Source organism: Streptomyces sp. NPDC005963, from assembly GCF_040638655.1.
Lineage (GTDB): Bacteria > Actinomycetota > Actinomycetes > Streptomycetales > Streptomycetaceae > Streptomyces.
In genome coordinates this window covers 38,228-62,158 of the sequence record NZ_JBEXVD010000007.1, presented here as the reverse complement: position 1 = coordinate 62,158, position 23,931 = coordinate 38,228, and the positions used below count along the sequence as shown (strand labels likewise).

Genomic DNA, 23,931 nt, shown 5'->3' with positions numbered 1-23,931 from the left:
GCGCCGGAATCCTCCGGCGCGGGGCGCTGCGGTTCAGGCCACGGGTGGCGGCCACTTCCCCTTGTCGATGGCCTCTCGCAGCCGCGCGGAGAAGTGCTGGTGCGCCTCGCGCATCTCCGCCTCACGGTTCGCCTTGTAGAAGGGGGCGGTGTAGCCCTCTGGGGGGTCGGGCCGCTCCTTCTTGTCGTAGGCGAGGAAGTGCTCGTAGTGCTGCTTCGTCTGGCCGAAGCCGTAGGTGTTGTGATTCCGAGCAATCTTGCGCCCGCTAGCGTCAAACCAAGTTACTGCCTCATAGTCCGAGAGAATCGGGTATCGAGCGCGGTATAGGGCTACCAACTGGTCTGCGCTCATGCCAAGCCACACCGCCGCAAGAGCATCAATCTCCACGAGCGCGGCGCGACGCTCGTACTCCGAACGTAGCGGCGTGGCACGATCCCATGTTTTCCCAATTTCACGGGCGAGCGGATCTAGCCGAGGCCAGTTCACAGCCCAGTCCTCATATCCAGGCCAAGTCATGTCGTACAACTCGCCCCAGAGCGGTGCATAGGAACCAGAGAGACAGTTGAGTCGGAGAGTGCGAAGAAGGAGAGCGCCAGCGAGGGGGTGGCCGGGGTCGGCCCACGGCATCTTGTAGGCTTCCGCCATTCTGAGATCCGATCTGCCAGTAATTCTCAAAAGGTAGTCGAGTGGAAGTGAGGCCCAGAATCCTGCATTCATTGCAGTGGCGCGATTATCATCCAACGCCATCGAGTTGATGGCATCCATGTGGGCTGGACCAGTTGGAACAATCGCGGCAAACAGACTTCGCTCCGTATCAAACGGAATCATTCGGCGCCAAGCCAGTCTGTAAAATTCCGTGTACGGCCGGAATAGCCAAATTCTCTTGCGGAGCAGTTCACGCTGCTCACGCTCAGGGAGCCTCTGCTCCTCTTCGTCCAGGAACTTGCTCCGCTCTGCCCACGCTTGGGCTGAAGGCTGCCAATCGATGTTCAGTCGAGAGCGATCCAGCCAACGGTCCTGCGCGCCTAGGTAAAGCTCCGCAGCGCAATCTCGGACGTAATTACTCCGGGGAACCGCATCGTCCGGCATTTCTGCGAGGTTCCAAGCCGCCCAGTCTCGATTGGTACGACAGGGAATATTGGGCTGCTTGTTATATGGCGTGGCAACGCCAATGTGTGGACCTTGCAAAATTAGCTCATCGAACGACTCGACTTGCGACGTGTCCCACCGGTAGATCCCCAGTTGCCTCGTAGCAAGGTTCTCGAACATTCCGATCGTGATCCTTGGCTCGTGAGAGCCTAGTCGATCAACCACATTCGACAGCGCCTCGATGGCTCCCTGTTCGGCGACCGTCACCGGTAGAAGCAGTGCAGCCTGAGCTCCGGGGGTCTTTATCTCACCAGAGATTCGATTCCATTGACTCAGCAGGTTGATGTCGACTTTAATCAGCCGAGCACTGTGGGGGCGGAGATCCCACGCACCTCCTGTCTTGATACCAGGTAGCTCACCCTGTCCATCGTGCTCAAACGATTCCCGCAAGGTAGTCGGATCAAAGAGCCAACTAAGATGAGTGAACTGCGGCGATCGAGCCTGGCCGTAGATCTGAACGCCGAACTCGGTATTGGCGTGATTTTCCGAAAAGATTCCCCGCCGGTTAGAGAAGTGCCCATGAACCCTCAGGTGTCGATAGGCAGCCTCACGAATCCGTCCTTCCTTCACCCCGCCAAAATGTGTGTCAGGGTGGATTAGTCCAGCCGTTGCCCCGACGCCGAGGTGTCGCCATACCTGACACATGAAACCCCGGTAGAGGTCAGGCTTGGTCCCAGCAATCAGTGGATAGGTCGTCTCGTTACGCAGAAACTCCGCGACGCCGGAGACTGTGGCCAACTCTCCGAAATAGATCGAAGGCCCTGTTCGACTATCGAGAGCCAACTGCTTGCGCCGACGCCATTGCTCAACGGGTGGCCTTTCTTCCAGTTTGAACCAAGGGTCGATCTCAGCCAACACCGCCGATTCATCCCACTGCGGCTGCACCCAAGGCGGGTTCCCCACCTGTAGGTCGAACCCGCCCCCCGCCCCCCGGAACACATGCGCGAAGTGCAGTTCCCAGTGGAAGAAGCCGTGCCCGTCCTCCGCCTTTATGTCCTTCTCCGTGGTGCCCGCGATGTCCTCGACCGTGTTCAGCCACGGGTACCGGAACGGCAGGGTCGCCGCCGGCCTCATGCCGAGGAAGCCCTCCAGGCGGTCCTCCACGTCGGCCAGCAGTTCCAGCGCCTCGTCCGGGCTCAGCTCCTCGATGCCCGAGAGCAGCGATTGCTCGGGCATGTCGACCCGACCGAGGACGCCCTCCAGGAAGTCCAGCCAGTCGCCGAAGTTCTGGAGCGGGATCGTCGTCCGCTCGGGTGCGCGCCTGGCGGGGGGCTTGCGGGCGGTGGGTCTGCTCCCCCCGGTCTCCGCCGTCGTCAGGTCCTCGTCCAGCTCCTCCTGTTCCCCGTCCGGGTCGTCGAAGAGGCCGGACACCCGCCACAGCTGGTCACCGGACACCCGCCACAGCTGGTCCCCGGGCGCGGGGCCGGACGGCGGCTCGGCTGCCGCCGCCACCGGCTCCGCCGGGGCCGCGGGCTCGCCCGCTCCGGCCCGCAGCAGCCCCGGGAGGGAGGACTCGTCGACAAGGCCGCCGCCCGCCGCGTACTCCGGAGCCGTACCGTCCAGCAGGCCGACCTCGTCCAGCGGCCAGAACCAGAGCGCGCACCACGCGTCCATCACGGTCTTCAGCCGCCAGTACGGGGTGCCGTGGCGGGTCAGGTCGTCGAGGACCTTCTGCTTGTCCTCCGCCTCCGCCGACTGGTCCAGCCAGTCCGCTCCCCACACGTCGATACGGCGGGACACCGCCCGCTCGGAGAGTTCGAGGCGGGTGGCGACGAGCGACCAGAGGAACTCGGCGCGCCGGGCCACGCCCTGGAGGCGGTGCAGCTCGGTCCGGTCGGCCGTCTTCCGCCAGCGGTCGTGGCGCTTCTGCCGGGCCTCGGCGGTCTCGTCGCCGCGTTCCGGGAACGGCTTCGGCCCCTTCGGGGCCTTCTGGACGCCCCTGCGCCAGGCGCCGAGCGCCTTCGCCTCGGTCTCCGCGAGCCGCTTGGCCTCCGCCTCCCCGGCGACCGCGCCCCAGCCGACCGCGGGCAGCAGGAACTGGTGCACCGCGCCCTCGGGCAGCGGGCCGTCGCGGAACGGCAGGTCCTTCGGCGCGAGGGTGTTCTTCTTCGCCAGCCAGTCGCCGCCGGTGAGGGCATCGGCCCCGTACACCTTGCGGCCGGCGCCGATGAGGGAGTTGCCGCGCCGCAGATGGAGGCCGAACCAGGGGGCCCGCATGCCGGGGTGCATGGAGTTGAGCCAGAGGGAGACCTCGGCCAGCTCCACCGCCGTGGCGTTGAGGTCCACGCCGTAGGCGTTGTGGAGGGCGATGTACGCCTTGGCCTTCTGGAGCTCGATCTGCCGCAGCTCCGGGTCGACCCGGCGGCCCAGCTCGCGCTCACGGCGCCGCAGGTACTCGGCGGCGACCTGGTCGACGGCCTCGTTGAGGAACGCGCCCGAGCCGAGGGCCGGTTCGCAGATCTTCCACTCCAGGAGCTCCTTCGCCGGGGTGGTGGCGCCGTCCTGGTCGAGACGGTGGCGGAGGGCCAGCTCGACGGTGACCTCGGTGAGGGACTTCGGGGTGTAGTAGGAGGCGGACGTCTGGCGGTCGCGGCCGGCCAGCCGGTAGACGAAGGAGCCCTTGGGGTGGGCGACCCGCTCGGGCCGGCCGGTCTCCTCGTTCGTCCGCTTGACGAAGACGGCGTCGTCGTACGCCTGGGCGCGGGAGGCGGGGACCATCCAGCTGCCGCCCGAGGGGTCGCCGCCCTTGGCGACCTCGTACAGCTCCTCCTCGGCGATGAAGCCGGTGTAGGACATCAGGCCCTCGTACACCGCGCCGAGCTGGTTGATGCCGAGCTGGGCGTACGAGATGAAACCGCCGCGCTCCCGGCCCCTGCCCTTGGTGAGCATCAGGCGGCGCAGCACCTTGTGCAGTGTCTCGTTGCGCAGCCGGGTGTCCAGGAAGGGGCGGCGCCGCTCGTCCTCGCCGCCCTCGTACGCCGGGTTCTCGATCCGGTCGTCCGAGATGAGCCGGACGGCCTCCTTGGTGAACAGCTCGGAGCGCAGCGCCTCGAAGCGCAGGCCCGCGCCGGTGCTGCGGGCGGCGGCGCGGCGGGCGCGGTCGGCCTCACGGACCCGTTCGGTGTACTCGGCCTGGGTGATCGTCCCGGCGGCCAGCAGCGCCGCCGCCTCCGTCTCGGCCTCGGCCGCCTCGCGGGCCGCCGCCTCCGCCACGAGGTCCTCGGGCTCGGTGCCGTAGCGGCGGTGGCCGTTCTCGACCTTCTCGAAGAGGAGGTCGAGGGATTCGTAGAGGTGGAAGCCGCGCCGGGAGCGTTCGCCGACGAGGTCGCGCAGGACGAGGTCGCCGAGACGCTGGAGCCCGTACCCCCGCTCGTACTCGGGATAGTCGGAGGGGAGGATGCCGAGGGTCGGGCTGGCCTCCGCGTACAGGAGGAAGAGGACGCGGTACAGATAGCGCAGCGACTCGCGGCTGAGTTCCTTCGCGAGACGGGCCGGGTCGTCCAGGTCGACGGGGGAGACGCCGTTCCCGGGTTCGCGCAGGCGGTCCAGGACCTCGTTGGCGATCCACTCGACGCTCAGGCGCAGACCCTCGCGCAGCTCGGTGGAGACGCCGACGGCGTGCTTGGCGGACCGGTCGAGGAAGGCGGCGAGCGGCGCGGTGCCGCCCTCGGCGGGCACGCGCAGCGCGTCGGAGCCGAAGAGCGCGGCCAGGACGTCGAGTTCGCCGCCGTGGCGGTCGTCGCGGCGGTGCAGGGCCGCGTCGAGGGCGGCCGAGAGGTAGCGGCCCTCCGGCCAGGCGAGCCGGTCGGCGAGGACGACGACACCGCCGACGAGCAGGAGGATGTGGCGCGGGGGAGCGTCGCAGCTGAAGAGGAAGTCGGCGAGGGCCTTCGCGTCCAGGATGTCGGGGGCCGAGGTCTCCGTCTCCACCGGGTGGAGCAGGCGGCCCGCGTCGTCCGGGTCGAGCGCCGCGTCGGGTTCGGTGGTCCAGCCGCAGGCGACCGCGTACAGGCCGGGTTCGGCGTGCAGGACCGGGACGGCGTACTCGCGCTCGGCGCGGTGGACGGTGACGGTCTGCTCGTGGGCGGCGGTGTACCCGAGGGCGCGGAGGGTGTCCAGATGGCTCTCGGTATACCGCTTCCGCCACCCCTCGATCGCGGGTGCGTCGGGTTCGGCGAGCGCTGCCGCGTCCTCGGCGAGCGCGGCGCGGCCCGCGAAGTAGGGGCCGTGCAGGGCGCGCAGGCCCTCACGGGGGGTACGGACACGCGGCGGCACGGAGTCGGGGGCCAAACCCTGGCGGGCGACCTCGGCGGCGGCGTCGGTGTGGCGGCGGCGTTCGGTCTCCTCGAAGGCGGCCCAGCGGGTGAGGAGCCCATCCTTCGCCTTCAGGTCCTTCGGGAGGACCTCGGCGAGATAGTGCGGCGAGAGGTAGTCGCCGTGGTTGACCAGCGAGTCGTACGTCACGTCAGTTCTTCTCCGCCTGGGCGTCGGACGGGTGGTCGGCTACCTCGGCCGGACCGGCCGGCCCGATGTCGGAGGTGTCCGGGGTGCCGGGCCGGTCGAGTACGGCGAGGACCCGCAGCAGGGGGCGACCGGTGGTGTGGAGCTGGTCCAGGAGGCGGGCCAGTTCATCGGCGGTCTCTTCGACGGCGCGCTCGCGCCGGCCGGTGAGCCCGGGGAGCAGCGAGTCGGCGCGCCACCGGGCGACATGCTCGCGGTAGGCGGCGAGCGGGCCGCTGATCTGCTCCTCCCAGGCGGCCCGGCCCGCGTCCAGATGGTGCCGGGCGGCGGCGACGGCCGCCGGGACCAGCTCCTGGAGGCGGGCCAGGTCCCGGGGGTCCCCGGTGCGGGCGAGCCTCGGGCCGACCTTCGCGTCCCGCAGCGCGTCGGCCATGGGGCGCACCTCGGGGGTGCCGGTGCCATGGGCGCCGAGCCCGGCGACGGCCATCCAGCGGACCACGGTCGGGCGGCCGAGGGCGTTGGAATGGATGCCCTGCACGAGGAAGACCGGGCCGTCCACGTGCGGCGTGGTGATGACCGGGGCCTCCTGGCGGCCGAACTCGACCAGCACCTTGTCCGTCAGCCACTCCACCACCGGGTGGATGTCGGTGAGGAAGGAGACCTCCGGCCACATGGTGCCGGAACTGTCCCGGGCCTCGGTCAGCTTGCGCTGGGCGAGGGCCCGGTCCGAGGTGACCAGCATCCGCTCGGCGACGCGCTGCTCCTTGAGATAGGAGGGCGGCAGGGCCTTGAGGCGGTGGAGCAGGTCGGGCGCCTTCGCCGGAGAGAGGGAGAAGTAGGCGCCGCCCCTGGCGTCGGTGTTCGACGCCAGCCCGATCAGGTCCTCGGCGCGCTCCTCGTACACCTCGTCCAGGGCGGTGGCGACGAAGTCGGCGGTGTCGCCGTCGAAGAGGGAGATCAGCTCGGCGCGGGCGGGCAGTTCCTGTTCGGTGATCGTGTCCACCTGGCCGAACAGGTCGGCGAGCGCCGTGTCGTCGGCGGGGTCGGAACCCAGGAACTCCTCGACCGTGCCGCCGCGCACCAGCTCCTTGATGAGCCGGCGTTCCTCCTCCTCGGCGCGGTACAGGCCGGAGACCGCCTCGGCCGTGCCGTCCAGCTTGTGCGCCTCCTCCTCGCGGCGGAGGAGCTTCTCCGCGACCGTGCGGTCGTCCTTCGCACCAGGGGTGTCCGAGGTGAGGATCAGCGCGTGGAAGCGGGGCTCGTTCTTCTGCCCGTAACGGTCGATACGGCCGTTGCGCTGCTCGATGCGGATCAGCGACCACGGGATGTCGTAGTGGACGAGGTGATGGCACTGGCGGTGCAGGTTGACGCCCTCGGAGGCGACGTCCCCGGTGAACAGCAGCCGGACGGGGGTGTCGGCGAGACCGAACACCTCGATGACCTTGCCCTGCTCGTCGTCGCTGAGGCCACCGTGCATCACGGCCACCGCCTTCGACGTACCGCCGGGCTCGACCGGGAAGCCCAGACGGGCGGGCACGACCTGGGCGAGCCAGGTCAGGGTGCGGACCCGCTCGGAGAAGACCACGGCCCGCGTGGCGGACCGGGGGCCGACGCCGATCTCCCTGAGCTGGGCGACGAGCGCGTCGAGCTTGGCCGAGTCGCCGGACGCGGTGCCGTCGCCCATGCCGGCGACGAGGTCCCGCAGCCGGGCGAGGGCGGCCTGCTCGACGGCGACGGCCGGATCGGGGCGCAGCCCCTTCTCCGCCGCCTTGCGGACCCGTGCGGAGAGGGAGGCGATGCGGTTGGTGACCGTCTCGCGCAGCGCGAGATGCGAGGAGAGGAACGTCTTGAGCAGGTTGTAGGCGAAGACCGGCTCGACGGCCACCGAGACGGGGTCCCGGCCGGCCGTACCGAACTCCGTGTCCGTGGACGGGGCGGGAATCCAGTGCTCGGCCAGCTCGGCGAAGACCCGTTCCTCCGCGTCGGTGGCCGCGCAGTGGAGGGAGACCGTGGGGCCCCGGTCGGGCCACTCGGTGCCCATCTGGTCCCGTACCTCGGGGCTGATCTTGGTACGCCGGATGTAGAGGTGCCCGAGGTCCTGCGCCGGGTCGTAGTCGTCCCGGTCGGAGATGGCCGCCGGGTCGAGGAGGGAGATCAGGTCGGCGAACGACCGCTTGTCACCGTTGTGCGGGGTGGCGCTGGCGAGCAGCAGGGCGTCCGTGCGCGGGGCCAGGATCTCGGCGAGGGCACGGCGCTGGCTCCCCGGGTTGATCAGGTTGTGCGACTCGTCGATGACGACGGCGTCCCAGCGGATGCGCTCCAGGTGGTGCCGGTACTGGCCGATGTTCTTCAGCGTGTCCACGGAGATGATCACGCGCTTGTAGTGCGTGAACGGGTTCCGGCCCGCGGGCAGCTCGCGCTGGACGCGCTGGATGCCGAGCGAGTCGAGCCGCACCAGCGGGATCGAGAACCGGGTCCACAGCTCGTGCTGGAACTGCTCCAGGATGCTCTGCGGGGTCACGACCAGGATGCGTTCGCCCCGGCCCCGGCGGATCAGCTCGGCGAGGGTCAGACCGATCTCCAGGGTCTTGCCGAGGCCGACGACATCGGCGATGAGCACCCGGGGGCGGAGATTGCGCATGGAAAGGGCCAGCTCGGCGGGGCGCTGCTGATAGCCGAGCGGGTCGAGGAGGAAGCGGTCGGCGAGGGCGAGGCCCCGCTCCGACTGGGGCAGCGGCGTCTTGCGCAGCGCTGCCTCCAGGAAGAGGCGGCTGCGCCGGAAGTACGAGGAGGTGTCGGGCACCAGACGGGTCTTCTCCGGGTCCAGGAGCTTCACCCTGTCGATGCCGCTGAAGAAGACGGCCTCCTCGTCCCGGACGAACTCGGAGACGCCGACCGCCTCGATCCGCTCCCCGTCGTGGTCGGTGCTGATGGTGTTCCGGACCAGCCACTCCTCGTCCCGTACGAGGATCTGCGCGCCCGGCGGGAACCGGGTCCCCTCCTGCGTCGCCCCCTGGTCGGTCACCCACGGCCCCTTCGTCTCGCACCTGTCGTCACGCCCACGGCCGCAAGTCTGTCACGGGGCGGAAGCGGGACGTACGGGATCGGGCACGGGGCCGTGCCTGCTCAGAAGCGCGCCTCGCGAGCGTACCCGGCCCGAATCCGCTCGGCGATCCTCAAGGGCGCGGAAGGCCGCACGGCGGTCACCCCGCCGCGTGCGCCCGGCCGGGAATCCCGCCGCGGAGGCGCGGACTCCCCGTGGGCGAAGGCGCCGTCGTCGGCGTCGTCCCCGTCTCCGTCGGGGCCCGCCGTCCGCCGCCCTGCCCCCGCGGACGGGGCGGGGCCCGCCTCCTCGTCGTCCTCGACCGCGGCCTCGTCGATGACGGCGGGCGTGTAGGCAGGTGCGTCGACTCCCCCCGGAGGTTCGGGAGCCGGCACGGGAAGCTGGGGCACGCTGAACTCGGGCGTCAGAGCGATCAGGCGGCGCTTGGCCTGGAGGGCGGTCAGACCCTGCTCCCGGATGACACGCACCAGCCGCCCGGTGACTTCGGGCAGTGCCGGCCGGGCGTCCGGCTCCAGCGCCAGCATGTCCGTGATCAGCGGCACGAGCTCGGGCGGGGCGTCCGTCAGATCGGGAGGGGTCGCCGGGTCCTCGATCTTCAGGGCGACGGCCTGCCAGGTCGGCGCCTCGTACGGGTAGTGCCCGGTCGCGGCGAACAGCAGCACCGCTCCCAGCGCGTACACGTCGGCGGACCGGTCCAGCCGGTGCTCGCCCCGGGCCTGCTCCGGAGGCATGCAGAGCACGCTGCCGACGACGAAACCGGTGGCCGTCAGGGTCGTGCGGCGTTCCGCGAGCACGGCGAGGCCGAAGTCGATCACCTTGGGGCCGTAGGGGGAGAGCAGGATGTTCTGCGGCTTCAAGTCGCGGTGGAGCAGCCCCGCGTCGTGGACCGTGCCGAGCCCCTCGGCGAGCAGTGCTCCCAGGCTGGCGGTCTCGGCGAGCGGCAGTGGCCCCTGCCCGGCGATCAGCGTGCGCAGATCGGGTCCGGCGACGTACTCGACCGCGAGCCAGGGCTGATCAGCGGTCGCGTCGGCGCCGACGAAGGCCGCGACGAAGGGGCCGTAGACGGTCCGCAGGCTCTCCACCTCGGACAGGAAGCGCGCCCGGGTGTCCTCGTCAAGCACGGAGGGCTTGATGACCTTCACCGCGGCCTGGTGGCCCGCCTCGGACTCTCCCAGGAACACCTGCCCCATGCCGCCCGACCCGATCCGACAGACGAGGCTGAAGGTTCCGATCACCCGCGGATCATCGTCTCGCAGTGGTTCCACCGTGTTGCTCCCCCCTCTACCCGGCCTACGACCGCCGGTCCGGAAAGCCGTCGGGAGCGGGGCCGAACCCTGCGAGCCAGAAGTTCCGGATCACTGCTCCGGGGCCTCAGGGCCGATCACTCTGTGAAACCGCCAGGCCGATTGTGTAGGCGCATCAGAGTACAGCGGCCGAACGACGGCCCCGGTGCCCGGTCGGGTGGCGGCCCATGGCCCGCTCCTGTCCTCGGCGCCCCCGGAAAGTCGACACGGCGACCTCGGACGACGTGTGGAGGCCTTGGACGAGGACGACCGGCCTCCGTACGCAGGCAAAGCGCTCCTTCACAGCATTGCGTGACGTTCATGGAGCAGCCGCCGCACGTGCTTGCGGAAGCGGCGGCAGGATCGTCGAGAGCGGCGGTCCGGACTTCGCGAACCGCCCGTCCCGAGTCGTCGCAGTACCAGGGGCGCGGAGAATCCCGAACACCGAATCAGGCTCAGCCGCTCACACACCGGCCCAATCCCGCTGGAGTGCTGGAAGCCGTCATGGCTTTTCCCATCTGCGCAGCGCCCGGAAGAACCTGCGTCCTCTACGGGGAGCTCTGCTCGGATACCGACGCCGGATCATGTGCAAGCGGCAGGAAGTATTCCTCGGCAAGCTTCGCGAGATGCAGGGGGAGCGGCCGGGAAAGCGGATGGTATTCGTCATGGAAACGCAGTTGGTGAGCAACGGCCGCTACCACGGCGGGACGGTCCGGGGATGCTTCGCTCCGTCCGGCTTCGATGAGTGCGGCCTTCGACAGACACCCCAGCACGGTGAGTTCCAGTGCTTGAGGGTTCCAGGCCGTCGCCGCCGGTCCGTGTGGCCAATCATTGTCAGGCACCAGCTTGCGGAGGTCGCGCCGCACCGTTCCCGCAGTCGGCGGCTTGCCGACGGTGCTGATGAACACCCGGTTGTCCGGTCCGCACCCCTGCGCTGCCCACAGGCCGGCGGAGAATCCCGGGGGGTCCTGGTCCGTTTCACCAGGTGCGTACCACTGGGGTGTCTCGTCCCGGCTGTTGGCATCCCGAATCAGCACGACCCGCAGATCCGCCCCGTGGAGGGCGACTCGCGCCGTAGTGTCCCCGGAGAAGGCGATCGAGTCCTTGATCAACTGCCCGTTCTTCAGACCGTGCCAGACCTGACGCAGGTTGCCACTGTTGGCCAGGAGCAGGGTCGGGCGGTCCCGCACCTGGTAGAGCAACGACCTGATCCGGCGCTCGATTTCATCGTGTCGTTCATCGGAGGTCGAGGCGATCCGGCCAGATCGGCTCCGTACCGGGGCCTTTGCCGTAACGCTGTCGGCGGCGAGGGTGAGCAGAAGCCGCGCGTACGGGACCCATTCCTTGCGGGTGTCGTCCCAACCCTTCACAGGATGGACCGGATCACGTGGCCGGATGCGGAGGGCGACCAAGTGCATTCCTGCCTTTCGGGTCGGTCCGGTGGCCTGCCGCCGGACGTACCAGAGCGCAAGGTGCTGGAGATCGCCCGTGATTTCCTCGTCCAGCTGCTGCTCCGGCGGGACCACGGCACCGAGCTGGCGCATTCCGTCGGCCACGGCGGACCGTGCGCGTACGTCGACGGTTCCCGCCGAATCCTCGGGGACCACCATGAACTGGCTGACTCTGCCAGCCGCGGCGAAGCCGAGGCGCAGCGCGGATTTGGGATCCGAGTCCGGTGCCGGGAAGCGATCGGGTCCCAGAATCTCCACGATCGCCAGCGCTGTCGAGTCGGCCGGAGGGCCGAGCTGCGTGGCAGTCTGCGCGGCACGCTCGCGTATGGCTTGGGCCAGTGCCACGGCCCGCGACCGGCCGGGCTCCCTGGCGGTTGCCAGCGGAGCTCCCAGGGTCTGGAGAGGACGGGTGCGAAGCAGGACGCGCAGGTTCCCCTCCTGCCACTCGCGGCCACCATCCGTTCCTGTCGGCCCCGCCGGGAGACCCAGCCAGTCACAAAGAGCCGTGATCACCTCGTCCCGGGTCTCCTCGGTCTGCCAGAGCACATCCACCCGCAGGGGGAGCCCCTCCAGGGCCGCGCTCAAGGCGTCGCGGCGGGCTTGCGCGCGCTGTCGGGAACGTGCCTCCCGCTTCTCCTCGTCCTTCGTCTGCGAGGTGGGCAGCAGGAGGGGCTTGGACTTGCGATGCGCACGTTCGAGGTCAGGTGCCCGACGGAAGTAGGGGCCAAGAGCCTTCTCGACCCAGCGGTCGACCAGTGACCGTTCGAGGGGCATGATCCCGGCGCCGACGCCGTGCCTGCCCATCGCGGTGCTGTACAGGACGCCCGCGGCGACTCCGTCCTTGCCGTCTAGCCAGTCCACCGGGTCGGCGATCAGCTCGGACGGCTTGGGGTAGGCGCGCAGTAGATCCAGTTCGGGCAGCAGGTCGATCAAGCTCCGCCGGTTCCAGACGAGCATCCCGAGGCGGTTGTCGTAGCCGAGGGCATTGGCGGTGAGCCTTCGGCGCGGTCCTTCCGTGCCCGGCCACGGCGATGGCGCGTCGAGCAGAGCCGTGGCACCGCGCCCTTCCGGCAGCCATACAGGTGAACCGGTTGCCCAGCGGCGGATTCCGTAAGAGACGTGCACCCGGAACCGTTCGGTGAACGGCACGGTCTGCATGGTGACCGTGATCCGTCCCGAGTAGTACCAGGTATCTCTTCCCCGGGTGTACGACTGTGCCGGCCAGCTGACCAGCTCGACCCCTTGGGCGCGCGTGACCATCCGGAAACTGAGACTGACACCGTCGAGACGGAGAGGGGTGGCGGCGATCCTGGCACCGATCCGCTCGGGCAGCAGTGGGTAGAGCCTGGGATCGGGCCGGGCCGTCCCGCCCGAGGTGAGTTCGGTGGCCGTGAGGTCCACGGACTCGCTCCGCCACTGCGGTGTGTGCCCATCGATCAGGGCGAGGGCGCGGCCGAGGGCCGCGCGGTGATCGGCCGCACGCCCTGTGTCGGAATCGGCACTGGGCGGAAGTGTCATCACCCACGAGGCCAGCAGGGGGGCGACCAGCTCGGCGGGCAACTCATCGGTCGCGTAGAACCAGGGGACCTCGGCTTTGCCGCCGGCCCCCCGGCCAGTGGCGACCAGCCCCGGGGCAGTGGCCCGCAGCAGATCGTTGAGCTTGCGCACCGGCAGACCCACCGGCTGTTCCCGGCGGCGCCAGCGCCGTCCGTAGAGCTCCAGGAACTCGTTCCGCCATTCCTCCGGAAAGCCGATGACCCGGTACTTTTCGGTCCACGGTCCGGCCTCGGGATCCGGCTCGTACGCGGTTGTTCTGATCAGTCGGTACATGTGGTGTTCCTTTCGTTCCCGGGTCCGGTGAGGCAGCGGTCGAGTGCTGTCCACATGGGCCGGTAGAGCGCCTGGACGATGTGCCGGTCGGCGGCGGATGTGCCGGGGACCGGGGCGAAGTAGGGCCTGAGTACGTCGTGGATGCTGTGCAGGAGGCTCGTCTCAGGGGTGTCCGGCAGACGGGGCAGCCCGCCGGCGGCCAGGTTGGGGGAGAACGCGGCGTCGACGAAGGCGACCCTGGTGGGCACTGCGCCGCGTACGGAGCGACCGATCACCTGCCAGATCAGCACGAGCAGGTCCCAGGTGATGGCCTCCCGGTCCTCACCCAGGGAGCGCCACGACATCCGTCTGGCGAGCACTCGGTACCACTGGGAACGAGCCAGGTCCCTGACCTTGCGGGCTCCGAGGCCGAGACTGGGTGCACTGCGGACCCACTTTCCGAACCTTCCGTCGTCGACCGCCCTCGTGATCCAGTCGTTGATCGTGTGCACCGCGAGGCCGAGATCGTCGGGGCGCGGGTTGGGCCGGGCGAGGAAGTAGATTGACCCGATCGCCGCGTGCTCGCGACCGAGGTCGAGGATGTTGTGCCCGCGCTCCACCGCTAGGAGGGGCGCTACCAGGATCTCCGCACCGGTGTTCGCCAGCGTTTCGACATCTCCCCGGCGCAGCACAGGAGCGTGGAGTTCATCGTCGTCCGACCAGGTGCCGGCCTCGGAGTCGTCGTCGGAGACCAGTCGGCACACCCTGCCCTTCCAGCGCTTGTTGAGGGTGTGCAGGGTGTCCGCCACGACTTTGGATTCCTCGTAGCTGCCGACGAGCAGCAGAATGTGGCGGCGACTCTCCGGGAGGAGTGTCAGCTCCTTCCGGAGCCGGCTGATCCCACGGTCCTCTCTGCCCAGGGCGACGGCCATCCGGCGCAGAATGCCAGCCCGCTGGTCAAGAGGTGCGCCGGAGAGACGTTGTGCCTCGTGTCTCGTGTCGCACAGGCAGTCCGCGCGGCAATCGCAGGCGTCGCGGATGAACTCGTAGCGAAATTCGCTCTGCTCGGCGATGTGATTCATCTGTTCCGGATCCGGTTCGATGATCACACCGATGTCCACCGGAATGTGATAGCGGCTGGAGCTCCCGGCCCAACTGCTGCCCGACATCAGCAGGACATTCGGGCCCGGACGGCCGTCCACCTTCGGTAGATCGGGCATGGCCCGCAGAAGCTCCCGTCCGACACCGCTACAGCGGAAGAAGCGGAGCTCCCCACTGCGCACTCCACCGAGGTCCGGGCCTTCCATCAGGAACTGGAAGCCGATCACATTGCCCATCGGCGCCTCGGGCACCATGGGTCCGTAGTCGAGAGGTCTGCGGTACATCTCGTTGAAGCCCAGGTTGAGGGCCGCCGCCACACGTGGCCACATGGCATTGATCAGCGCGAGTTTGGGCTCCAGTGCACTCAGCAGCAGGGTGAACTCAAAGCGGTTCATGAGCAGTTCGAGCCACGCCTCCGAGGTTTCCGGAAGACGCTCCTTCCCGCGGCGCCGGGTCTTCTTTTCACTCGTCTTCCCAGGCTTCGGTACCCCGGCAGACCTGCCCGTGGCAAGGGCACGCAGATCGCGGTAAGCCTCACTGCCCGCTGGGGTGGGCTCAAGCAAGGGGTCGAGGGCGAACAGGTCACGGAGTGTCCGTTCCAGCCGCTCCTTGGTCCGCTCCCGGTAGTTGGTGTGCAAGAGCTCATTGAGCAGCCCGGTGAGCCCGAGCCCCTCATCGGTGAGGCGCTGCCGGTCTCCGAAAGGATTCTCTCGAAAGGCGTCGAGAATCTCGGTCAGCCGTAGCCGGGCCGCGCGGTGCGCATGCTCGGCAGCGGGCCGGTCGGATTCCGCTGCCACCTCGCCGTGGTCGTCCGGAAGGGGGTATCGGTCCTCCATCAGACGGAGTTGCAGTGTCCAGGCACTGAAGTACCCGGTTCTGACCCAGTCGCGCAGATCGATATCGCGGACCAGCATGGCGACGAGACGGTCGGCGGCGGTCTGCGTGGTGTTGACGGCGGCCGACCAGCTCTCCACCTCACGGTCGGACAGCTGGATCCCTCCCGCACCCGCCAGCTCGCGGATGCGATGCTGATTGACATCGTGGAGGAAGGATCGGGTGTCGGAGCCACCGCCGATCAGCGGGATGGCCGGCGCGAACATGCGGTCGAACTGCGTCTGGACCCGGTCCGCTTCATCGACGATCACCAGATCGCTGCGTCGGCAAGCGAGCTCTAGGTAGCGCACACGCTCGTGGTTCTGTGGGTGCGGCACAGAGGAGTCGACCAGACTGGCGGGCGTGGCGACCCAGAGGGCCGCACCCACGAGCTCCCGTGCCCCGTGATGACGGGGGCAAGCCGCCCAGAAGGGACAGGCGAGCCGGTCACGTGCCCATGATTCATCCGCCAGGTCCTCACGACGGCGCGGCTTCTGCAGCCTGCCGCACGGGGCCTCCCCGAATCCCAGCAGATCATCGGTGAGCCGGTTCTCCGCACAGCGCAGCGCGTTGAGGGCGCAGGACGTGCTGAGGTAGGTGAACGCAGGGTCGTCGTGAGCGAGCAGGTTGTGACCACCGCGGCCGATCAGCCTCCGGTGTAGCCTTTCGGCGTGGCGCTCGCGTCCCGCCGCACCGAGCACGGGGGCTGCCGAACCCGGCACATATGTGTTGTACAGCTCAACCAGCTTGAGTTGTTCGGCGACGTCCCCGACGACGATGGTCGCTCGAAGCCCTCGCATGGCCAAGTGCACCGCCAGCACGTCCCGCAGAGTGCTCTTGCCCGCACCGACGATGCCCAGCAGATGCTGAATGCGTGCCACCTCAAAGCGGCGTGCGCGGCGGAATCCGTCGGGACCGGCGGTGAAGAGCCAGATCGACTGAAGCCTTCCCTGCCAGTCCGCAGACCTCACCGAGTCCATGAGGGTCGCCGTCTCCAAGAGGTCGTCCCAGCAGAAGGACAACGGCTCGCCGCCGTTCACCGGCGGCGCCGCAAGGTCGTGACCGACTGGCGGGGGCAGGGCCGACTCGGGCAACCGGACGGTGGTGAGGTGCCGACCGATCGGAAAGCCGTGCCGACCGGAGGCCGCGAACTTCATGGGCCTTCCGCTGAAATCCGGTGCCCCGTGCAGCAGCCGCTCGTACGTCTCCCAGCGGGTCGGGGCCACCGACAACGAGAGACGGCGGACCGCCGGCAGGGCCTGATCGGCGACGTCGTAGGCACGGAGCTGGCGGTCGAGCAGTTGGTACTCCTGGAGAGCCTCGGCCCAGGCCATGCGGCGGCCCCATGTCCACAGTGTGTGTCGGGCCGTTCTGAGAATCTGTTCCCCCGCCTCGTCGACGGCTCCCCAGGACCTTGCGAACGGGTAGCCGCTGAACAGCGTCCACGCGTCGGCAGCCGCTGCCCCGGCCATGAACCTCTCCTGGAGCAGCAGCCCGATCTCGATCTCGCACAACGTGACGAGCCGGGCAGTCGTCATCTGTGGGTCCGCCTGCCTCAGAAGGGCGACCACTTCTTGGAGAGACCGGGTGGTGCTACGCATGACTCCTCCTCGCCCGGACGATCGGCCCCGAGCCCGTGAACTCGCTTGCGGAGAAAATCCGCACTTGTGCGTCCGTCGGCAGCGTGAGCTCGAAGCGCTGTCGGTATCCGGGGTATGCCGGTCCGTCCGGCACCACGATGCTCAGGGGCTCGCCGAGCCGGGCGGCCGTATCCGCTGCCCGCAGTGCCGCCAGTCCCGGCTGCTCACGGTCATGAATCTGGAAAACGCGAAACGATCCGTCAGGGTGGTTGACGCGGTGGACGCCGAGACCCCGCGGAATCAGTCGGGCTCGTTCCGTGAACTGCGCACGGACAGCCAGCTCCGTGCGCCCGGGTAGGGCCAGGAGGAGCCGGAGCGAGAGCGGCAGAGCGCGGGAGAGCCGGGGCTCGTGGGACATGTCGAACTCCCGGCCCTCGGACGGGCAACCCCCTTCGCACCAGGGACCCTCCGCTGTGACGGGCTTGGCGAGCAGTCCACATCCGGTGCAGCAGTGGACCACCTCGTCGGCCCCGAAGCGGGCGGGCAAAGGACCGTAGAGCCCCTTCACCAGGTTCCAAGTCTGTGCGCGAGCCGGCTGCAGCAGGTCCATCGGGTCGAACCGGAGGATGACCGGACGCTGGATGAGGAAGTCCCGACAGTCTGCGAACCGCTCCACGGTTCCGCAGACATCGGCGAGTCCCATCAGGAGCGCCTCGGCCTCCTGTTCCGACACCCCCTGGGGGCCGACAGAAGCGAGTTCAGTGCAGGTGCGGGTCGGCTCCCAGACCGCGGGGTGGATCAGGCGGGCATCAGCGGTCAGCAGAGTGCCGGGCAGCTCCAGCGGCCATCCCGTCAGTCCCGGCCTCCGGCACCAGGCCATCAGGTCCGGAACTCCGGTCGGTATCGGTCCGTCATGCGTGAGACCTGCGAGAACCACTCGATCCAGGGCCAACTGAACGCTCGGCGGATAGGGCAGCTGGAAGGCCGGCAAGTGATTCGTCGCGGCCAGTTCGATCACACCGCGTGCCACCGCGGTCAGCAGATCGATGTCCGTCTGCTCGCTGTCCGTCACCGGGCTTCTCCCGGTGACGCAGCGAGAGCTTGTCGCGCGGAGCACCAGCGGGCCATCTCGCAACCCGCGCAGTCTGGGCCGGGTACCGCCTCGAAGGCTGTCTCGGCATGCCAGCCCGACACCTCCTCACGCACCGCGGTCAGCGCTGCCGCACGGGTGGCCGGAGCGAACGGGTCAAGGATGTGCAGATCGACCCCGCCGGGACGCAACACCTCCAGCTCGACCCGCCCCCCTTGCCGTGCCCCGCCCAGCGCGCCACCCCCGATGAGCCTCACGGCCAGGGCGAGCTGCGGGTAGGAGGCCATCGCATCACGAAGAGGGCGAACGCTGCCCGAGGTCTTGGTCTCCCTCCAGACCCAGGCACCCCCGTCCTGGTACAGCAGATCCGGCTGCGCCAGGACGACCAGGTCGGCGGCGGTGTCGTCGAAGCACAGCCTGGGCTCGATCCGGATCTGCGACCGAGACCCGGCCGTGCTCAGAGGGCAGACCTCCGCATGGTGGCGCAGCAGCTCGGCGCCCAGTTCCCGCTCGCCGTCGGGAAGCCTGTATCCCTCGGGCACCCAGTCCGCGGGGACCTCGGGAGTGCACGATGTCCCCGGCCACCGGCCGTGGCGAGCAGCGAGGAAGTCGTGGATCGCCCGCCCCCGCTCAGCGGCTGCACTCCGCTCCATCGCATCGTCGAAGGGGAGCCGCAGACCGCGCAGATGGCCGCGGGCCGGGCAGCTCCGGTGCGCGCGTCCGGTCGTCGAGGACCAGTTGCGCCTGGGCCTGCTCCGATCGACAATGCCGAGAAGTCCGTACGCCTTGGGAAGAACCGGGCAGACCGGTGCGATGGCGCACGAGACGCAGGCGGAGCCGGGGCGGAACTCACGACTCTCCAGTAGCGCCCGAACAGCCGGTTTCCCCTCGGCCCGGTACTCGGCCAGTGCTTCTTTCCGCGTCCCTTCGAAGATCGTGTCCGATCGGCCGTCGGAGAGCGCGAACTGTACGACCCTGACATGTTCCACGCGGGGGTCGGAGTCCCCCTCCGCGGCGATGAGCGCCGCTACTGCGCATTCCGCACGGCTGCGGGCGCGGAGGCGATTGACCGGAAGTCGCAGTTCTCTCAGTCGCCCGTCGGTGGACTGCAGGCAGCGCCCCCACGCGGTGATCCGGTACACCGGGCCCTCGCCGGAGGCGTTCCGGTGCTGGTAGACCCATGGGCGGCGCGCGAGGCGCAGGTCTTGATCACATGGGAATGTCTTCCGGTACATACTCAGCGCATGCTCGGTCCACTGCCGCAGGCCGTCGTGCATCGGACGTCCGCGGTCACCGCTCGGGACCGTGTGCCGTGCTCCATCCATCTGCCGATCGATTCGGTCGGCGCCGGCCATGAACGGCAGACTGGGGAAGTCTTCGAGTACTTCCGGTTTCGGGGCCCGTTGCCGAAGCGGGCGCAGCCCGTACGCCTTCAGCACGTCTGATGCCGGGCATCGGTACTGTTCCGGGCCGAACATCCCGAGCCGCACGGTGATGACGCCCGCATGCCCGGACAGACCTTCAGGTGGCCAACTCTCTGTCATAATCTCCTCGTTTTCTCCTGATCCCGGGCGTACGAAGGCGAAGTGTCAGGGATTTCTTGCGAGTGTGGAATGGGTTGAACCATTGCTTCCTGGGACTCTTCTCGACGGTCGGTACCGTGTGATGCGAAAGATCGGCCAGGGTGGTGAGGGTGATGTCTATGTTGCCCGGGACGAGCATTTGCGTTGTGATGTAGCGGTCAAAACTCAATTTCCTCGAAGCTTTGAATCCACGGAGACTTATTCCTCCGGAGCGGCTGTCATTGAAGACGAACGCGAAAGACTCAATTTTATGAGTCATCTACCGGGGATTCCTCGTGTCATGGAGGGTGAGGGTCGCTACGGGTTGAACCGGCGCGGGTACATCGTGATGGAACTAATCGATGGAGTGACGGTCGACTCCTGGATATCCGGACATCATCCCGTTCCGGCTATAGCCGCTGTGTCGATTGTCGCGCAGCTCTGCAATATTCTGGATGGAGTGCACAGCGAAAAATATGTTCACCGGGATGTCTGCCCGAGGAACGCCATGCTGCGGACCGATGGCCGGGCCTGCCTCCTGGATGTGGGGATCTCCGGGAGAGTGGATGAGGCCAACCTGGAATATCGGGGAACTCCCTATTACGCGCCCCCGGAGCAGTACGACCGCGAGTCGGTGCTGAGCCCACAGGTCGATGTCTTCTCGCTCGGTGTGATGCTGTTCGCGATGGTCGGCACGGATGTGCCGTACGGCGATCTGGAGGGCCCGCCCGATGCCACGACCTCGCCTTTCCCCAAAGGCTTGTCATCCGAAATGCCCCAACCGCTTCTGACCCTAGCGCTCTCCATGGTCTCCTTCGAACCACGGGATCGGCCGGACGGCGTGGCCGAGGTGCTGCGCGTCCTGGGCCCGATGCTTCCGAAGCCCGGCGCGTATCCGCCCCCGAAAGTCACGCGACCGGATCCGACGATGCCTTTTCGCCTCGGGCTGCCGCTGGTGTGATTCGTCCGGTGCCGTTGTTCCGTCACGGCATGTTCCGCAATGTCTCGACGGCCAGGTCGAGATCGCTCTCGCCGAGTTCTCCCATGAGTAACCGAGCCCGATCCATGGCTTCCTCGGCCTCCTCGATCCGGCCGGTGACACGGAGCGTGTCCGCGAGCCAGATCAGTGTCCGGGCCTCCCTGCTGCCGTAGGCCAGCGAACGGTACACATCACGAGCACGCTCGAAGTCGGCCAGAGCCGACTCGGGATCTCCCAGTGCCAGACGGATCCGGCCGAGACTGAACAGCAGATTCGCGAGGCCATTGTGATCGTCCGTGCCCTCCAGCAGTGCCAGCGACAGGCGACAGTGATCCAGACCCACGTCGTACTCGCCGAGGTCGTAGCGAGAGCATCCGATTCCGTTCAGTGCGGCCCCCTGCCCGAGAGGGTCGCCGAGCCGCTTGAAGTCCGACAGGGCCGCCGTGAAGTGTTCCAAGGCCTCACCCGGCGCTCCGCTCTCGCGCAGCAGAACACCGAGGATGTGCCGTCCCAGGGCGGCGCCGAGGACATCTCCGTCGTCTTCGCTGACTCGTACCGCACTTCGGAGTTCGCGCGTCGCCCGCGGGAGGTCCGCAAGGCTCCGGTGCGTACCGGCCAGCATCCGGTGCACCATGGCCACATCGGCCGGGTCGCCCTCGCGTCTGGCGGCATCGAGCGCCTGCTCCAGGTACTTGAGCGCGTCCAGATGGCGACCGGAGCGCCACTGGAAGGTCACCAGAACCATCGGCAGCAACCAAGTAAAGCGGTCGCGTCTGTACTTCGCTGCGAGATCGACAGCTGCTATGAGGGTCGAGTACTCCTCCTCGAACCAGGACATCGCATCGATCACTTGTGGTGGATCGACCACCTGGAGATCCGGGGCCTCGCCGATCGGAAGCCGGCGGGCCGGATCCAGCTTGCGGTCGCAGGCCCAGGCGTTGTGCAGGAGGAATCGCAGTACCCGTTCGACGACGCCGGCCCGTTCGTGGTCGCTCCGGCTCGTCGACTCATCGACGTAGACCCGGACCAGGTCGTGCAGTGCGTACCGTTCGAATTTCGGCTCTGTCACCAGACTCATCCGGATCAGCTCGTCGATCACGATGCCGACGCCGTCGGCGCCGACCGGTTCGAGTGCACGCAGGGCCTCCCAGCTGATCGTCGGCCCTGGGTAAACCGCCAGCCGCCAGAGGAGCTCCACCGCCGTTTCCGACAGCAGGTTGTGGGAGGTCTCCAGAGAGAGACGGACACTCAGGTCCTCCGTCCCCAGATCGAGAGAGCGCAGCCGAGTGTCCGCCTTGCGTAACTCGCGGACCAGCCCCGCAAGCGCCTGAGGTCGCTGTGCGATGCGCGCCGCCATGATCGCCAGCGCCAGAGGCATGCCCGCGCAGTGCTCGACGATGTCGTCGGCGAACGGGGCCGCCATACTCATCCGGTCGTCGCCGATCCGCGCGCGCAGCAGTTCGGTGGCATCCTCCCTGCCCAGGGGAGCGAGGTCCACGAGCTCGGCTCCCTCTCTGATCGCCAGGCCATGAAGCTGGCGGCGGCTGGTGACGATCGCCGCGCTTCGCCCGGGGCCGGGAAGCAGCGGGCGGGCGTGGTTCTCGTCGCGAGCGTTGTCCAGGATCAGCAGGACCGCGCGCTCCGCGAGCGCGGTTCGATAGGCGGAGACCATGCCGTCCATGGTCGGAGTAGCCGGGCGGACCTTGAGGTCGTTCAGGAATCTGGCCAGGACGGCGCCGTGGCGTTCCGGCTCACCCTGCGAGAATCCGCCGAGGTCGATGTAGAGGATCCCGTCCGGAAACCGTGAGGCGATCCGGGTCGCGGTCCATACGGCGAGGATGGTCTTCCCGACCCCTGGCATGCCGGTGAGTGCGGCGAGCCGACTCCGTCCCGCGGTGCGGCCCAGAAGAGTGTTGGAGATATGTTCGACCTCGCGGTGGCGGCCGATCAGGTCGACCGGCTGCGAGGGCAACTGCCGAGGCTGTGATCGGGGAACGTCTGCCCGGACACCGATCGGCGTGGGGCTGGGTTCATCTGGATCTCCGAGCAGCAGATGAACTGTGGGCCGTCCTGATCTGAGTTCCCACGAGGCGAGCAGGGGTTCCACCTGGTCCTGCCTGCCGAGGTTCTCCAGGGCGCGCACCTTGAGGCGGAGCAAGCTCTCGCACTCCGGCCAGCGATCCAGTCCTGCGCTCGCGCGCTTCAGCGAGGCGAGTACCTCGCCGCACTCCAGCTCGGTCTGGGCGCAGGCGACCGTCGCGTTCCGCAATTGGGCGACCAGCTCGCTTCGCTTCTGCTCGAATGCCTCGCCTGGTAGGTCCTCGAGCGGGGTTCCACGCCACTCCGCAAGCGCCGCACGCAGTGCCTTGAGCCGGATCGAGGGGTTTCCGGCGGCATCTGCGGCTCGCTGGAAGTCATGGAAGCGGAGATGGTCGACACTCTGCGGATCGACCTTGATCTGACAGAATCCGCGGTCGTTCGGTTGGGCGATCTGAGGAATCCCTATCCGTAAGTGATGAAAATGCTGGCGAATGCGATTGGCGTTCGGTTCTTCGTGTGGCCACAGGTATCGGGTGATGCCGGCATGCGAGATGCGATGGCCAGGGGTTATCAGCAGGGCGGTGAGAAGTTCGAGGGTCTTGGGTGACTTCACGGAAATCGGAATGCCACCTTCCATTACTGTCACTGGCCCCAATAAGCGAAATTCCATGATCGCAAACCTCTCGGGCTCGGCTCCGGTGCACCACTGTCGGCCTTCTCGGTCGAGGTGGGGAAGAGCATGCCACGGGGCGTTGGGGGGTCGTTAACGTTCGGCTAACGCTCAGGGTTTGGCGGTTGCCTGCTGAGTCTGCAACGCTTCTCGGCATCCCACCCCGACCGTTCCGGCCGTTCGGAGATGCCTGCGGATTCCCGCTGCCCCCTGGGTGCATGGGCAACGCAGACCGAAATGAGGTCGCTCTGAACGACGGGAATTGGAACACTTGAGCGAAAGGGAGCCTGTGAAGACCATGCGACGAAAGCGCCGTCAGCGAAGCAGTACCCGCCCCGCGCAGCGCGGTAGGCGAGCCAGAGCGACGGTACCCCCGCGGCGTCGACGGCGTCCCCGTCCGGTGACCCCTCCGCCACCCTCGGCAGCACAATGTGGTGGGGTTCGCAAGCCGGTGTGTCCCACAGCGCATCGCGTCTACGAACGCGAACTGTTCGACGTCGTGTAGCCGCTGAGGCGTCACCGACAGTCGGATTAAGGCGCAGTGCAGCTGAATCCGTGACGGTGCCCGCCACCGCACCAGGAGAAACGGCGAGCGCAGGAGGTGGTGTCATCCTGCGCTCGCCGCTTCTCAACGACCAGAGCCGTTGCGTTGTGGAGATGGAACTCTTCCGGCGAACAAACATCATGCCAAGTGCGTTGGGCACCTGAAGTGATCTAGGGCAGGGTGCTGAGGCTGTTGAAGAGGAAGCGCGGCACGACGAAGGCCGTGCCGCGTCCGAAGGATGCGCTGGCCCTGTCTGAGGCACGTACGGTTCACGA

The 23,931-nt window shown here is 68.1% G+C and carries 9 protein-coding genes; 1 reads left to right on the top strand and 8 read right to left on the bottom strand.

All coding sequences use genetic code 11. The annotated features are described in order from the left end of the window. Positions 1–33: 33 nt before the first annotated feature. The 7 genes from ABZ348_RS13020 to ABZ348_RS12990 all read right to left on the bottom strand — a co-directional run bounded on the left by ABZ348_RS13020 (position 34) and on the right by ABZ348_RS12990 (position 18,850). Positions 34–5,613 (bottom strand): class I SAM-dependent DNA methyltransferase, encoded by a 5,580-nt coding sequence (locus tag ABZ348_RS13020; protein ID WP_358932296.1) that lies wholly within the window; start codon positions 5,611–5,613, stop codon positions 34–36. A 1-nt stretch (position 5,614) separates the two neighbouring features. Beyond that, positions 5,615–8,635 (bottom strand): SNF2-related protein, encoded by a 3,021-nt coding sequence (locus ABZ348_RS13015; RefSeq protein ID WP_358932294.1) that lies wholly within the window; start codon positions 8,633–8,635, stop codon positions 5,615–5,617. Between the two features lie 101 nt (positions 8,636–8,736). Next, on the bottom strand, positions 8,737–9,909 hold the full coding sequence (locus ABZ348_RS13010; protein WP_358932292.1) for a serine/threonine-protein kinase: 1,173 nt from the start codon (positions 9,907–9,909) through the stop codon (positions 8,737–8,739). A 596-nt stretch (positions 9,910–10,505) separates the two neighbouring features. Beyond that, entirely contained in the window at positions 10,506–13,238 is a 2,733-nt protein-coding gene (locus tag ABZ348_RS13005) for a DUF3962 domain-containing protein (protein ID WP_358932290.1), read from the bottom strand. Then, positions 13,226–16,792: a hypothetical protein gene (locus ABZ348_RS13000; RefSeq protein ID WP_358932288.1), complete on the bottom strand. Its 3,567-nt coding sequence runs from the start codon at positions 16,790–16,792 to the stop codon at positions 13,226–13,228. The genes ABZ348_RS13005 and ABZ348_RS13000 overlap by 13 nt, the downstream gene beginning before the upstream one ends. Next, the gene (locus ABZ348_RS12995) at positions 16,785–17,843 is read right to left on the bottom strand and encodes a hypothetical protein (protein WP_358932286.1); all 1,059 of its coding nucleotides are present in this window, start codon (positions 17,841–17,843) and stop codon (positions 16,785–16,787) included. Before ABZ348_RS12995 ends, ABZ348_RS13000 begins: the two co-directional genes overlap by 8 nt. Continuing rightward, positions 17,840–18,850: a PD-(D/E)XK nuclease family protein gene (locus ABZ348_RS12990; RefSeq protein ID WP_358932284.1), complete on the bottom strand. Its 1,011-nt coding sequence runs from the start codon at positions 18,848–18,850 to the stop codon at positions 17,840–17,842. Before ABZ348_RS12990 ends, ABZ348_RS12995 begins: the two co-directional genes overlap by 4 nt. 676 nt (positions 18,851–19,526) lie before the next feature. Between ABZ348_RS12990 and ABZ348_RS12985 the strand changes: the two genes are divergently transcribed. After that, a complete protein-coding gene (locus ABZ348_RS12985; protein WP_358932282.1) occupies positions 19,527–20,384 on the top strand; it encodes a serine/threonine-protein kinase in 858 nt (285 codons plus the stop codon). 22 nt (positions 20,385–20,406) lie between these two features. Here the strand turns inward: ABZ348_RS12985 and ABZ348_RS12980 are convergent, their stop codons facing one another. Further along, positions 20,407–23,055 carry a tetratricopeptide repeat protein gene (locus ABZ348_RS12980; RefSeq protein WP_358932281.1) on the bottom strand — a complete coding sequence of 883 codons (2,649 nt, stop codon included), beginning with the start codon at positions 23,053–23,055 and terminating at the stop codon, positions 20,407–20,409. Positions 23,056–23,931 lie beyond the last annotated feature (876 nt).